Annotated in this window: 12 protein-coding genes; 3 read left to right on the forward strand and 9 right to left on the reverse strand. The window is 73.7% G+C overall.

Annotation, left to right across the window (positions count from 1 at the left end; all coding sequences use genetic code 11):
* The first annotated feature begins 109 nt into the window (after positions 1-109).
* Both F6W97_RS05080 and F6W97_RS05085 read left to right on the forward strand, forming a co-directional pair.
* Positions 110-3136, forward strand: coding sequence for an AfsR/SARP family transcriptional regulator (locus F6W97_RS05080; protein ID WP_155368970.1), 3027 nt, complete (start codon positions 110-112; stop codon positions 3134-3136).
* Positions 3137-3330: 194 nt separating this feature from the next.
* Entirely contained in the window at positions 3331-4005 is a 675-nt protein-coding gene (locus F6W97_RS05085; protein ID WP_155368971.1) for a M15 family metallopeptidase, read from the forward strand.
* Here F6W97_RS05085 and F6W97_RS40475 read toward each other — a convergent pair.
* The 5 genes from F6W97_RS40475 to F6W97_RS05110 all read right to left on the reverse strand — a co-directional run bounded on the left by F6W97_RS40475 (position 3951) and on the right by F6W97_RS05110 (position 8994).
* The gene (locus tag F6W97_RS40475) at positions 3951-4922 is read right to left on the reverse strand and encodes a hypothetical protein (protein WP_230686430.1); all 972 of its coding nucleotides are present in this window, start codon (positions 4920-4922) and stop codon (positions 3951-3953) included. The genes F6W97_RS05085 and F6W97_RS40475 overlap by 55 nt on opposite strands.
* Positions 4913-5446: a hypothetical protein gene (locus tag F6W97_RS05095; RefSeq protein WP_155368972.1), complete on the reverse strand. Its 534-nt coding sequence runs from the start codon at positions 5444-5446 to the stop codon at positions 4913-4915. Before F6W97_RS05095 ends, F6W97_RS40475 begins: the two co-directional genes overlap by 10 nt.
* A 174-nt stretch (positions 5447-5620) precedes the next feature.
* Positions 5621-7966, reverse strand: a complete 2346-nt coding sequence (locus tag F6W97_RS05100; protein ID WP_155368973.1) for a sodium-translocating pyrophosphatase — start codon at positions 7964-7966, stop codon at positions 5621-5623.
* Between the two features lie 270 nt (positions 7967-8236).
* The gene (locus F6W97_RS05105) at positions 8237-8647 is read right to left on the reverse strand and encodes an ATP-binding protein (RefSeq protein ID WP_155368974.1); all 411 of its coding nucleotides are present in this window, start codon (positions 8645-8647) and stop codon (positions 8237-8239) included.
* Positions 8648-8658: 11 nt separating this feature from the next.
* Positions 8659-8994 carry an STAS domain-containing protein gene (locus tag F6W97_RS05110; RefSeq protein ID WP_155368975.1) on the reverse strand — a complete coding sequence of 112 codons (336 nt, stop codon included), beginning with the start codon at positions 8992-8994 and terminating at the stop codon, positions 8659-8661.
* A 177-nt stretch (positions 8995-9171) separates the two neighbouring features.
* Here F6W97_RS05110 and F6W97_RS05115 point away from each other — a divergent pair, with 177 nt between their 5' ends.
* Positions 9172-11436 carry a DEAD/DEAH box helicase gene (locus F6W97_RS05115; protein ID WP_230686431.1) on the forward strand — a complete coding sequence of 755 codons (2265 nt, stop codon included), beginning with the start codon at positions 9172-9174 and terminating at the stop codon, positions 11434-11436.
* Here the strand turns inward: F6W97_RS05115 and F6W97_RS05120 are convergent.
* From F6W97_RS05120 to F6W97_RS05135, 4 genes are all read right to left on the reverse strand, one after another.
* On the reverse strand, positions 11408-12535 hold the full coding sequence (locus tag F6W97_RS05120; RefSeq protein ID WP_155368976.1) for a type IV toxin-antitoxin system AbiEi family antitoxin domain-containing protein: 1128 nt from the start codon (positions 12533-12535) through the stop codon (positions 11408-11410). The genes F6W97_RS05115 and F6W97_RS05120 overlap by 29 nt on opposite strands.
* A gap of 95 nt (positions 12536-12630) precedes the next feature.
* Entirely contained in the window at positions 12631-12951 is a 321-nt protein-coding gene (locus tag F6W97_RS05125; protein WP_155368977.1) for an Rv3654c family TadE-like protein, read from the reverse strand.
* A complete protein-coding gene (locus tag F6W97_RS05130) occupies positions 12948-13238 on the reverse strand; it encodes a hypothetical protein (protein ID WP_155368978.1) in 291 nt (96 codons plus the stop codon). Before F6W97_RS05130 ends, F6W97_RS05125 begins: the two co-directional genes overlap by 4 nt.
* On the reverse strand, positions 13235-13363 hold the full coding sequence (locus F6W97_RS05135; protein WP_120321631.1) for a DUF4244 domain-containing protein: 129 nt from the start codon (positions 13361-13363) through the stop codon (positions 13235-13237). The genes F6W97_RS05130 and F6W97_RS05135 overlap by 4 nt, the downstream gene beginning before the upstream one ends.
* Between the last annotated feature and the right edge of the window lie 102 nt (positions 13364-13465).

A 13465-nucleotide genomic window follows, 5' to 3' on the forward strand; every position in this document is an offset into this window, starting at 1 on the left:
CGCGGCCATGCGCTAGCCTCTGACCTGCGATGTCGTGCCGAGCTGTGGTCCTCTGCCACCGTCCGGCCGTACGCTGGATCGATCTAGTGACGCGGCGGAGGAGTGCGAGGTGGAGTTCCGGTTGCTCGGACCCGTCTCGGCGTACGCCGGCGACGAGGCCGTGCCGCTCGGCGGCGCGAAACCGAAAGCCCTGCTCGCCGCCCTGCTCCTGGAGCACGGCCGGGTCGTGGCCGCCACCCGCCTGGTCGACGTGCTGTGGGCCGACGACCCGCCGGACACCGCCCGCGCCCTGGTCCAGACCTACGTCTCGACGCTGCGCCGCACGTTCGCCAAGCACGGCGCCGGTGACCTCATCACCACCGCGGCGCCCGGCTACATGATCCGGATCGAGCCGGAGGCGCTCGACGTCGAGGTGTTCACCCGGCTGCTGGCGCAGGGGCGGGCCGCGGCGGCCGCGGGCGACCAGCCCGCCGCCGCGGAGCTGCTGCGCTCGGCGGACGCCCTCTGGCAGGGCCCGGCGCTGTCCGGGCTGGACGCCACCGAGCTCACCGTGCAGGCGTCCCGCCTCGACGAGCTGCGGGCCGCGGCCGTCGAGGAGCGCATCGCCGCGGAGATCGCCGCCGGCCAGTGGGGCGACCTGGTCTCCGAGCTGACCGTGCTGGTCGGCCACCGTCCGACGAACGAGCGGCTGCGCGGGCAGCTGATGACCGTGCTGTACCGGCTGGGCCGCCAGGCCGAGGCGCTGGCCTGCTATCGCGAGGGCCGCGACGTGCTCATCGGGGAGCTGGGCGTGGAACCCGGCCCGGAGCTCAACGCGCTGCATCACGCGATCCTGCGCGGCGAGACCGAGCAACTCGCGGTCGCCGCGCAGTCAGCGGAGCTGGCCGGGCCGGGCACGGTGCATCCGGTGCCGGCCCAGCTGCCACCCGTGCCCGCGGACTTCACCGGGCGGGCCGCCGAGATCGAGGCGCTGGCGCAGGGCCTGCTGCCCGCCAACGGCTCGCCGGCGGTACAGGTCATCGCCGGACCCGGCGGCACCGGCAAGTCCACCCTGGCCACCGCGGTGGCCCACCGGCTGGCCGAGCACTTCCCGGACGGCCAGCTCTACGCCGAGCTGCGCGGCATGAGCGACGCCCCGGTCGAGCCGGGCGACGTGCTCTCCCGGTTCCTGCGCGCGCTCGGCGTCGAGCAGGCCCAGCTGCCCGAAGGCCTGGACGAGCGGGCCGACCTCTACCGCTCGCTGCTGGCCCAGCGCCGCATGCTGCTGGTGCTCGACGACGCCGCATCCGAGCAGCAGGTGCGGCCGCTGCTGCCCGGCCGGGCCGGCAACGCGGTCGTGATCACCAGCCGGGACCGGCTGGCCGGGCTGTCCGGCACCACGCTGACCGACCTGCGCGTGCTGGAGCCCGAGGAGGCGCTGCTGCTGCTGCGGCGGCTCGCCGGGAACGAGCGGGTCGACGAGGACCTCGACGCGGCCCGGCGGATCGTCGAGTACTGCGGCAACCTGCCGCTGGCGCTGCGCATCGTCAGCGCGCGGCTGGCCGGGCGGCGGGCGCTGCCGCTCAAGCCGCTGGCCGACCGGCTCGCCGACGAGAGCCGCCGGCTCAACCACCTGTCCGCGGGCGACGTCGGCGTACGCAGCAGCATCGAGCTGAGCTACCGGGCACTGGACCCCGACTGCCGCACCACGCTGCGCCGGCTCGGCTGGTTCGGGGTGCCCGACTTCTCGCCCTGGGTGGTGTCCTGGCTGGTCGAGACCTCCCCGGCCGAGGCCGAGGAACTGGTCGAGCAGCTGGTCGACGCGCAGCTGGTCGAATTCGTCGGCGTGGACCGCATGGGCGGGCTGCGCTACCGGCTGCACGACCTGATCCGGCTCTACGCCCGCGAGTGCGCCGCGCTGGAGGAGCCCGCCCAGGATCTGGCCGACGCGGTGGGCCGGGCGCTGCGCGGCTGGCTGGCGCTGATCCACCGCACCGCGGTCGACTCCCCGCCCGCCGAGATCCGGTGGCGGCGGCCGTTCAGCCCGCACGACGTGTCGGAGGAACTGACCGCGCTGGTCATCGCCGACCCCTGGGACTGGTTCGAGGCGGAGCAGTCCGCGCTGGCCTCCGGGGTGGAGCGGGCGCTCGCGCTTGGCCTGTACGACCTGGTCTGCGAGTTCGCCTCGGCCCGCAACGCGTCGGCGTTCATGGGCGCGAACCGGTTCGCGGCGCGGACCCGGGTGATCGAGGCCGCGCTGACCGCGGCCCGGCGGGCGGGCAAGCCGCGCGACGAGGCGGTGATCCTCACCGAGCTGGGACAGCTGCGCTACGACCAGGACCACTACACCGAGGCACGGCGGCAGTTCCGGGCCGCGCTGAGCCTGTTCCGCGAGCTGAACGACCTTCCCGGGCAGGCCGCCGCGCTGGCCGGGCTGGGCATCGCCTGCCGCGAGCCGGGCCGCTTCGCCGAGGGCGTGCACTTCCTCGACCAGGCCGCGGCGCTGCTGCACGACGCCCGTGACGACATCGGCATCGGCTACTGCCGCCGCATCGCCGGTTCGGTGCGGCTGGAGCTCGGCGACTACGACGGCGCGCTGGACGACCTGACCGAGTCGCTGGCCGCGTACCGGCGGGCGGGCAGCCGGCTGGGCGAGGGCCACACCCTGCGCACGCTGGGCCTCTACCACCGGGCCAGGGACGAGTGGGCCGACGCCGAGCGGCGCTGCGCCGAGTCGGCCGAGATCTTCCACGACCTCGGCGACGAGCTGATGGAGGCGTACGCGGTGCGGGCGCTCGCCAAGTCGCGCATGCGGCAGGGCCACCACGGCGAGGCGCTGCCCCGGCTGGAGTGGGCGCTGTCGGTCAGCCACACCATGGGCGACCGCTGGGGCCAGGGGGCCACGCTGCGCGTGCTCGGCCAGCTCCACCTCGGCGAGCACCGGCTCGACCTGGCCGAGGCCTGCTTCGACGCCGCGCACGACATCTGGCAGTCCATGGACGTGCCGGTCTGGCAGGCCCGCCTGGACCTGGACCGGTCCCGGCTGCTGGCGGCCCGCGGCGACACGGCCGGGGCGCAGACGGCGCGGTCCCGCGCGCTGGGCGTCTTCCACGACCACGGCGCCCGCGAGATCCGCGAACTCGACGGCGACCACTGAGCCGTCCGCGGCCATCACGGTCGTCTATTACAGAAAAGTTCCAGCGCCACCTGCGAGTGTTCTCTTCGTCGGAGGTACGGGTGGCTCGGCACGGGGCGAGCCACCCGTCCCGGCGTTCACATCGCGACCGGGCAGGTGGGGGACCCTCGGGCGCGCGCACCGGGGAACTGGCCTGCGCGGGGAGGGATGCAGACATGGCGGAGATGGTGCTCCTGTCGGACACGGCAGTCGTGGAGACGCCGGTGGCCGAGTGCGACGAGTGCCTGGTCGACCTGCGCGGCGTCGGCGCGCTGCGACTCGACCCGCGCCTGGCCGACGGCGACGGCGCTTTCGCCCACGTCCGCCTGAGCGTGGTGGACCGGCTGGTCACCGCCCAGACGCTGCTGCCCGCGGGGATGCGGCTGCTGATCGTCGAGTGCTACCGACCGCTGACCCTGCAGCAGGAGTACTTCGACTCCCACAAGCAGCGGCTCCGGGTCATCCAGCCCGGCCACGACGAAGCCTGGTACCACCGCCGGGCGAGCCGCTACATCTCCCCGCCGGAGGTCGCCCCGCACGTCGCGGGCGCTGCGGTGGACCTGACGCTGTGCACCGCCGACGGCGTGGAACTGTGGATGGGCACCCAGGTCAACGACACCGACAGCGAGGCCTGCCACACCGACTCCGCGAACGTCTCCGCCGAGGCGGCCCGCCACCGGCGGTACCTGTGCGACGCGCTGACCTCGGTCGGCATGGTGAACTACCCGACCGAGTGGTGGCACTGGTCCTACGGCGACCGCTACTGGGCGCACGTCACCGGCGCGCCGGTGGCCCGCTACGGCCCGGTCAAGTCGCTGCCGGTACGGACCGGACCCGTCGTCCCAGCCTGATCCGGCTCGGCGGCGCTGCGCCGATTCCGCCTCGGCCGCATCGCACCGGAACCGACCGGCGCCTGCTCCGGTTCGGCCGGAGGCTGCTCCGCCTCGGTTGTTGGCTGCTCCGGCTCGGTTGGCGCCTGCTCCGCCTCGGACGGCGCCTGCTCCCGCTCGGTGGGCTCCGGTCCGGACGGCGCCTGCTCCGGTCCGGCTGCGAGCGGCTCTATCTGGCCGGTGTCCAGCTGGCCGGGTGCCACCGGCCGTAGGCGCGAGGCTCGCGCGACGCGCACCGGACGCGGTTCGGCCTGCTCCGCGGCGGGTGCCTGGTCATCGGGCTCCTCGACGGCGGTGGGATCGCCGGGCCACGCGCCGAGCGGGGCCGTGGCCGGACGTTCGCCGACCAGCTCGCGGAGCCGGGCCACCCGCCGCCGCCCGCTGATCCGCAGTACGGGTCCTCGGCCCAGCTCGGCCATGCAGGCCAGCGCGGTGAACGCGCGCAGCGCCGGTGCCGCGCAGTGCTCGTCGCTGGACCCCAGCCGCAGCACCGCGCCGTCACCCTCCGGATCGACCGAACCCGCCGCCGCGAACCACAGCCGCAGCCGCGCGCCGTCCAGCGCGAACCCGGCCGGCGGGCGCTTGCCCGACCCGCGCGACCACGCCTCCGCCAGCGGCGCCAGCATCCCGGTGTACGCCGTGCGCACCCCGAAGTGCCCCTCGACCGCGGCGGGCTCCCAGCTCGTCTCCAGCCCGCGCGCGGTGAACTCGGCCGCCAGCGCGTGCACCCGCCAGGCCGCGTCGACCACCACCGACACCCGGGCCGTGCCGCCCATCCGGGTCACCTGGCCCGGCCCGATCAGCAGCCCCGCGAGGTCGTACGCCGAGGGGCGGGCCGACTCGGCGGAGAACATGGCGAGCTGGCGGTTCAGAGACACTCCGGCACCTCGCCGAAGGCCTGCTGCAGCTCGGTGGAGCGCAGCTCGCTGGTGTCCAGCGCGCTCGCGTCGTACTCCCGCTGCAGGGTCGCCATGACCGTGGTGACGTTCTGGTAGAAGCCGGCCGCGTCGTCGGTGGACAGCGCGCGCACCGCCTCGCCGGCCCGGCCGTAGGCGTCGCGCACCTTCGCCAGCGACCCGGCGACCCCGTCGGCGATGGCGTCACCGCCGTCCACCTCGGGCACTCCGGCGTCGGCGATGCGGCCGCGCGCCTTCTCGCTCGCGTCCCGCGCCCCCTCCAGCATGCGGACCAGGTTCTCCTTGGCCTGCTGGGGCGTGGTCGAGGTGGGCGTCTGCTGCTGCGCCCGGGTGGTCAAGGTGGCGATCTCCTCACGCCACGGGTCGAGCGCCGAACAGACCGATGCCGCCCACACCCTGGGCGGCGGCCCGTCCGCCACGCACCCACCCGACACCGCCGCCACCACAACCAGCAGCGGTATGAATCCAGCGCGGGGCCTACGCATGATGTGCAGCCTAGCGCCGCCCCCGGCGGTCGCGGCGATCTTGTACAGATGTACCCCGCGACACGGGCAAACGGGGCGACGACGCAGCCGGCGGCGCGAGATCGTGGCGGCGAGGGGGCAAAAAGGAGCGGCGCCCTCCCCGGGTGGGGAAGGCGCCGCTTCAGATGCGGAGCGTCAGGCGTTGACCTTCTCGCGCTGCGTCGGCGCAGCGTCAGCTTTTCCCTGGTCGTCGCCGCCGACCGTGATCGGCTTGCGCTTGCTGATGAACACCGCCACCACGATCACCAAGGTCGCGCCGATCGCGATCAGGTTGCGGGCGGTCGCGTTCGCGGTGCTGCCGTACCAGAGCGCCACCACGGCGGGGGCGATCAGCAGCGACACCAGGTTCATCACCTTGAGCAGCGGGTTGATGGCCGGACCGGCGGTGTCCTTGAACGGGTCGCCGACCGTGTCGCCGATGATGGTCGCCTCGTGCGACGACGAGCCCTTGCCGCCGTGCGCGCCGTCCTCGACCATCTTCTTCGCGTTGTCCCAGGCGCCACCGGAGTTGGCCAGGAACACCGCCATCAGGGTGCCCGCGCCGATGGCGCCGGCCAGGTACGCCGCCAGCGCGCCCGCGCCGAGGCCGAAGCCGACGGCGATCGGGGCGAGGACCGCGAGCAGGCCCGGGGTCATCAGCTCACGCTGGGCGTCGCGGGTGCAGATGTCGACGACCTTGCCGTACTCGGGCCGCTGCGTGCCGTCCATGATGCCCGGCAGCTCGCGGAACTGGCGGCGCACCTCGTGCACGACCGCCCCGGCCGAACGCGACACCGCGTTGATGGCCAGGCCCGAGAACAGGAAGACGACCGCCGCGCCGATGAGCAGACCGACCAGGTTGGCCGGGTTCGCCACGTTCAGCATCTCGTCGATGAAGCCCGCGGTGGTCTCGCCGGCCTCGGCCAGGGAGACGCCCAGGGTGTCGGTGTACGACCCGAACAGCGCGGTCGCGGCCAGCACGGCCGTCGCGATCGCGATGCCCTTGGTGATCGCCTTGGTGGTGTTGCCGACCGCGTCGAGCTCGGTCAGGGTGCGCGCACCCTGCTCGTCGATGTCGCCCGACATCTCGGCGATGCCCTGCGCGTTGTCGGAGATCGGGCCGAAGGTGTCCATGGCCACGATGACGCCGACGGTGGTCAGCAGGCCGCAGCCGGCCAGCGCGATGGCGAACAGCGACACGACCAGCGTGCCGCCGCCCAGCAGGAACGCGCCGTACACGGCCGCGCCGATGAGCAGCGCCGAGTAGACGGCCGACTCCAGGCCGACGCTGATGCCGGCGAGCACCACGGTGGCCGCGCCGGTCTCCGACGACTTGCCGATGTCCTGCACCGGACGGCGCCCGGTCTCGGTGAAGTAGCCGGTCAGCGCCTGGATGGCGGCGGCCAGCACGATACCGATGACGACCGCGCCGATGGCCACGGTCTGCGGGTTGCCGCTGAACTCGGGTTTGCCGAGCTCGGCGAAGGTCTTCGGCAGGTAGTACACCGAAGCACCGGCCACCGCGACCGCGGACAGCGCGGCCGAGATGTAGAAGGCGCGGTTGATCGCCTGCAGGCCGTTCTTGTCGGACTTGCGCAGGCGGGTCAGGAACACGCCGACGATCGCGATCAGCACGCCGATGGTGGAGACGATCAGCGGGAAGACGAGGCCTTCCACGCCGAACGCGGCCCGGCCCAGGATCAGGGCCGCGACCAGGGTCACCGCGTACGACTCGAACAGGTCGGCGGCCATGCCGGCGCAGTCGCCGACGTTGTCGCCCACGTTGTCGGCGATGGTCGCCGCGTTGCGCGGGTCGTCCTCCGGGATGCCCTGCTCGACCTTGCCGACCAGGTCCGCGCCGACGTCGGCGGCCTTGGTGAAGATGCCGCCGCCGACCCGCATGAACATCGCGAGCAGCGCGGCGCCGAAGCCGAAGCCCTCGAGCACGGTCGCGGCGTCGACGCGGTAGATGAAGACCACCAGCGCCGCGCCGAACAGGCCCAGGCCGACGGTCAGGAAGCCGACCACGCCGCCGGTGCGGAAGGCGATTGCCATGGCGGCCTCGCGGCCACCCTCGGCCTCACGGGCGGCCGCGGCCACCCGTACGTTGGCCCGGGTCGCCATGGCCATGCCGGCGCCGCCGATGAACGCGCTGAACAGCGCGCCCACCACGAAGAATGCGGATCGGCCGATCTTCAGCGCGGTGTCGTTGTCACCGTCGCCGTGGACCGGCAGCAGGAAGAGCAGGATGACCGCGAGCACCACGAAGATGCCGAGCGTCTTGAACTGGCGGAACAGGTATGCCGACGCGCCCTCCTGGACGGCCCCGGCAATCTCCTGCATCTTTTCGGTGCCCTTACCGGTTGCAAGCACGGACTTGACCAGCACGGCGGCAAAACCCAGCGCCACCAGTGCGATCACAGCCGCGACGACCACGTACGAAACGTTTTCGCCGGTAAGGGCCAGCTCGCCGCCAGGCGCGGCGAGAGTGGACCCGGACATCTTTGTCCTCCCAAAGATCACGATCTACTTGTGAGCCGGTGGGGTCGCCGGAGGACCGCCGTTCGGGCGGGCCGCCGGGACGTGCCACTGGCCGGCCGTGGCCGCCGCCCATGTGACGACGGTTACGGCCTGGAAACAACCCGTGAACTGTAAACCGGACACGTGGTCCGGGTCACACCCGCCACCTGCCGTGTCGCGGTGATCTTCGTTGCTGCGCCACCGCGGGGTTGTGCGGTACGCTACGCGACTCTATGCCCGCAGATGAGTGAATCAGCGCCCAAGGCGCGAGGCGCGCCGGACCGGCCAGGCCATCTGCACCTCGGTGCCCGGCCCGCTCTCCAGCGGGCGCACCTGCAGATCCTTCACGATCGCCTGGAGCAGGCTGGCGCTCACGTCGACGGTGATCTGCTCCTCGTCGGTGATCTGCTCCTCGTCGCCGGCGTGGTCCCACACCTGCACGAGATAGCGGTCGCCGTCGGTGAACGCGACCGCGACCACGTCGCGCAGCCCGACCCGCTGGTGCCGGGCCACCGCCCGCGCGCACGCCTCGCCGATCGCCAGGCGCACCTCGTCGAGCTGGTCGTCGGGCACCCCCGCGCGGCGGGCGACGGCCACGCCGACGAGCCGCGCCGTACGCACGTGCGCGGGTTCCGGGGTGAATTCGAGTCGGACGGTCGCCATGTCCGCGCTGGTCAACTCGCGGTGGCCGCGTCGACGGACGGGTACAGCGGCAGCACCTGGTCCAGCGCGGTGATCCGGAAGATCTTGAGCAGCGACTCCCGTGAGCACACCACGCCGAAGGTGGCTCCCGCGGCCCGCGCCTTGCGCAGCCCGCCGACCAGCACACCGAGGCCGGTCGAATCCATGAAGTCGACCCGGGCGAGGTCGACCACCACCGCGGTCACCCCGCTGTCGAGCAACTCCGCGATCCGCTCACGCAGCTTCGGAGCGGTGTAGACGTCCACCTCGCCGCCGACTTCGAGCACGGTGTGCGCGGCGACGACACGTGTGGCCAGCGACAACTCCATCGGCACCTCCTCTACGACGTCCGGTCACTGCCCGGAATCTCTCCGTGCACCTGATCCCCATGCATCTAACCACTGGTCGGGTTTCCGGGCTACGCGCCCTTTGCCCTTAACGCGCACCCGGCCGGGCCCGACGTCGGCGGCTGGCCGTGGCCCGGCCCGCGGTGGCAGAGTGCTGGGGTGGACCTGCTGCCGTACTGGCTCAACCGTGACCAGGTCACGCACGTCGAGCTGCTGCCCGCGCGGGCCGGGCGCGCCGCCGCGTGGCCCGCCTGGGTCCCCGCCCCGCTGCTCGACGCGCTGCACGCGGGCGGCATCACCGCGCCGTGGGAGCATCAGGTCGAGGCCGCCGAGCTGGCCTGGGGCGGCACCGACGTGGTCATCTCCACCGGCACGGGCTCCGGCAAGTCGCTGGCCTACCAGCTGCCCGCCCTGTCCGCGGTGCTCACCCAGCGCCGCGCCCGGGTCCTCTACCTCGCCCCGACCAAGGCCCTCGCCGCCGACCAGCACCGCGCCCTCACCGGGCTGAACCTGCCCGGCCTGCGGGCCGCGGTCTGCGACGGCGACACCCCGCGCGAGGAACGCGACTGGATCCGCCAGCACGCCAACGTCATCCTCACCAACCCCGACCTGCTGCACCACAGCCTGCTCCCCGGCCACCAACGCTGGTCCGGCGTCCTGCGCAACCTCGCCTACGTGATCGTCGACGAGAGCCACAGCTACCGCGGCGTCTTCGGCGCCCACGTCGCCCACATCCTCCGCCGCCTCCGCCGCCTCACCGACCGGCCCGGTGGCGGGCCGGTGTTCCTGCTGGCCTCGGCGACGTCGGGCGACCCGGCGGGCAGCGCGGGCAAGCTCATCGGGCGGCCCGTGCGCGCCGTCACCGAGGACGCCGCGCCGCGCGGGTCGATGACCTTCGCGCTGTGGGAGCCGCCCGAGCTGCCCGGTGCCGACAGCAACGGCGACGCCGCCCCGGTCCGCCGCTCCGCACTGCGCGAGACCGCCGACCTGCTCGCCGACGCGGTCGTCCACGGCGTACGCACCCTCGCCTTCGTGCCGTCCCGCCGCGGCGCCGAGGTGGTGGCCGGGCAAGCGCGCGCCGCACTGGAAGAGGCGCAGCCCGGACTCGGCCGCCAGGTCGCCGCCTACCGGGCCGGCTACCTGCGCGAAGAACGGCGCACCCTGGAACAGCAGCTCACCGACGGCAGCCTCACCGGCCTGGCCACCACCAATGCCCTCGAACTCGGCATCGACGTCACCGGCCTGGACGCGGTGCTGCTGGCCGGCTACCCCGGCACCCGCGCCGCGGTCTGGCAGCGCGCCGGCCGGGCGGGCCGCGCCGGGCGCGACGGGCTGTGTGTGCTCGTCGCCCGCGACGACCCGCTGGACACCTACCTGGTGCACCACCCGCAGGCGCTGTTCGGCAAAGCCGTCGAGGCGACCGTGTTCGACCCCGCCAACCCGTACGTGCTCGCCCCGCACCTGTGCACCGCCGCCGCCGAGCAGCCCCTCACCGAGGCCGACCTGCCGCTGTTCGGCGCGGACCTCGCGCTGCTCGACGAACTCGTCGCCGCGGGTGCGCTGCGCCGCCGCCCCACCGGCTGGTACTGGACCCACCCCCAGCGCCCCGAGATCGACCTGCGCGGCACCGGCGGGCCGCCGATCGCCGTCATCGAGGCCGCCACCGGACGCCTCATCGGCACCGCCGACGCCGGCGCAGCCCACCACCACCTGCACCCCGGAGCCGTCTACACGCACCAGGGCCGTGTCTACGTCGTGCAGGCCCTCGACCTCGCCGACGGGGTCGCCCTGGTCGAGGCCGACAACCCGCCGTACTCCACGCACGCCCGCGACACCATCGACCTCACCGTGCTGGAGGTGCGCTCCCACATCGACGCCGGGCCGGTCCGGCTGTACCTGGGCGAGGTCGAGGTCACCAGCCAGGTCGTGTCGTTCCAGCGCCGCCGCATGGACAGCGGCGAGGTGCTCGGCACCTGGCCCCTCGACCTGCCCACCCGCACCCTGCGCACCGTCGCCGTCTGGGCCACCATCGCGGAGTCCGCGGTCGCCGGGCTGGAGGACCTGCCCGGCTCGCTGCACGCCGCCGAGCACGCCGCGATCGGCCTGCTGCCGCTGGTCGCGAGCTGCGACCGGTGGGACATCGGCGGCCTGTCCACCGCCCGGCACGCCGACACCGACCTGCCGACCATCTTCGTGTACGACGGCCACCCCGGCGGCGCCGGTTTCGCCGAACGCGCCTACGGCATGGCCGCCGAATGGCTCCGCGCGACCCGCACCGCCGTCGCCGAATGCGCCTGCGAACGCGGCTGCCCCAGCTGCGTCCAGTCCCCCAAGTGCGGCAACGGCAACAACCCCCTGGACAAGCCCGGCGCCGTGACCATCCTCGACACCATCCTCACCCACCTCCCCCCACCCACCCCCTGACCGCGCCCCGCCCCCAACCCGCCCCGCCCCGGCACACCCCCCTGCGGCCGCCCCGTGGGCTGGCTTCGGGTGAAGATCGCTGTTTGGTGTCAAGAACTGCGGTTCGACCCAGGTTCTGACACGAAACAGCGATCTTCGCCGCCAACTCGCCTCCCGGGCGTGGCCCGCGCGGGTCAGCGGGGGTGCGTGGGGAGTAGTCGGCGAGTTGGCGGCGGACGGCGGCGATCTGGCGGAGTACGCCGTCCATGTCCTCGGTCAGGTCATGCCAGGTGAAGCGCAGTACCGTCCAGCCGGCGCGCACCAGCCGGTTCTGCCGTGCGCGGTCTCGCTGGAAACGGTCGCCGGCGCTGTGCCAGGCCCGGCCGTCGACCTCCACGGCCAGCCGGATCTCCGAGAACCCGAAGTCGACCTCGCCGATCAGGCCGTCCGCGTCGTAAACCGCAAGGTTGGCCTGCCAGCCGCCGATCCGTCCCCGGCGCAGTCCCTGCACCAGTAGCCGCTCCGCCACCGAACGCGCCCCGTGCGCATGCCGGGCCACGGCCTGGACCAGCTTCCGCACCCCGTGCCGGCCGACCAGCCTGTGGACCTGGGAGACGAACTCCTCATACGTGATGAGCCTGCGTTGCAGCGCACGGTCCAGCACCAGATCGGCCTCGACCGGAGCCAGCGCACGCACACAGTCGACGACTGTTCGCATCGGCGTGGTCAGCAGGACTCCGTCGACCAGCAACAGGTCTTCCGCATCCAGCCGCTCCCGCCGGATCACGACCCCCGCGAGCCGCACCTGCCGACCCGGTGCCACGACGAGACTGGGCCGCAGATCCGGCACGTCGAGCCCGTACCGGCGCGCCGCGGACTGCCCGCTCAGCGCCGCGTCCGGCACCGCCAGCAGCGCGGCCCGGTCCCGCAGCAGCGGCGTGATTCGCCGTCCGGCGCGGGCCAGCACCTGGCCCAGCACCACCTGCCAGTCCTGCCGACGAACCCGCCGCCGAATCTGGTCGTCCGAGAACCCGCACGCCCGCGCCTCCTCCCGGGTGAACAACCCGCCGCGGCTCGCGGCCAGCGCATCGAGCCGTCGAAGATCGCTGTTTCCGGTCATGATCTGCGGTCACACCTCACTTTCTGACACCAGACAGCGATCTCCCCCGCAACCGCAACCACAACCGCAACCACAACCGGCACCCGCGCACCCGGTCACGTCGACTCCCGGACCGGGCCCGCGACGGCGGTGGCCTCGGCTGCGCCTGCCCCGGTGACCACCTGCACGGAGAGGGTGAGGTCGAGACCGTCGAGGTGGCAGGCGGTGACTGTCGCCGCGTTGGCGGCCGCGATCGCCGCGGCCCGGTCGCAGGCCGCGGCGGTGCCTTCGATCGCGTACGCCGCGCCCGCCAGCGCGCCCAGGTCGGCGGCCGTCTGCGCCTGCTCGCGGGCGACCAGGTGCGCGCCGTCGGCGGCCACGACGGTGCCCGCAGCCACGAAGACCAGCCCCACGCCCAGCGCGTACAGCGAGCTCACGGCGCACCCGGTTCCCGGGCGGCGGTCGCGGTGCAGGTCAGCACGGTAACCCGGATCGAGCGCCGGACCGTCGCGGTGACGGTGTCGCCGGCGACGTCCACGCTCGCCCCGCCGGGCGTGCCGCCACCACGTGCGGCGGTGAGCGCGGCGTCCCGGGCGGCGGCGACGCAGCCGAGTTTCACGGTCACCGCGGCGACCGCGCCGATGCCGGTGACCAGCAGCAGCACCACGGCGGGCAGCGCCACCGCCAGTTCGGCGGTGGCGCTACCCCGGTCGGTTCGGCTCACCCGAGGGCCCGTTGGATCACACCGGCCAGCGCCGCCTGCACGCTGTCACTGGTCAGCACCTTGAGCAGCAGCCCGGCGAAGGCGACCGCGGCCAGGGTGCCGACGGCGTACTCGGCGGTGTTCATCCCGGCGTCGGGCGGCCCGGCCGGACGGCCCGGCACTCCGTCTGCCTGCGGACCCTCCTCGGCGCGGGCGGGCCGAGGCGAGGGTGTCGCAGCGGACGGGCC

Source organism: Catellatospora vulcania, from assembly GCF_009720385.1.
GTDB lineage: Bacteria > Actinomycetota > Actinomycetes > Mycobacteriales > Micromonosporaceae > Catellatospora > Catellatospora vulcania.

Bases quoted from the DNA above. Each gene is read 5' to 3' on its own strand.
- F6W97_RS05120 (WP_155368976.1), bottom strand. From the start codon at position 12,535: ATGACCGGAAACAGCGATCTTCGACGGCTCGATGCGCTGGCCGCGAGC.
- F6W97_RS05100 (WP_155368973.1), bottom strand. From the start codon at position 7,966: ATGTCCGGGTCCACTCTCGCCGCGCCTGGCGGCGAGCTGGCCCTTACC.
- F6W97_RS05135 (WP_120321631.1), bottom strand. From the start codon at position 13,363: ATGAACACCGCCGAGTACGCCGTCGGCACCCTGGCCGCGGTCGCCTTC.
- F6W97_RS05105 (WP_155368974.1), bottom strand. From the start codon at position 8,647: ATGGCGACCGTCCGACTCGAATTCACCCCGGAACCCGCGCACGTGCGT.
- F6W97_RS05110 (WP_155368975.1), bottom strand. From the start codon at position 8,994: ATGGAGTTGTCGCTGGCCACACGTGTCGTCGCCGCGCACACCGTGCTC.
- F6W97_RS05085 (WP_155368971.1), top strand. From the start codon at position 3,331: ATGGCGGAGATGGTGCTCCTGTCGGACACGGCAGTCGTGGAGACGCCG.
- F6W97_RS05095 (WP_155368972.1), bottom strand. From the start codon at position 5,446: ATGCGTAGGCCCCGCGCTGGATTCATACCGCTGCTGGTTGTGGTGGCG.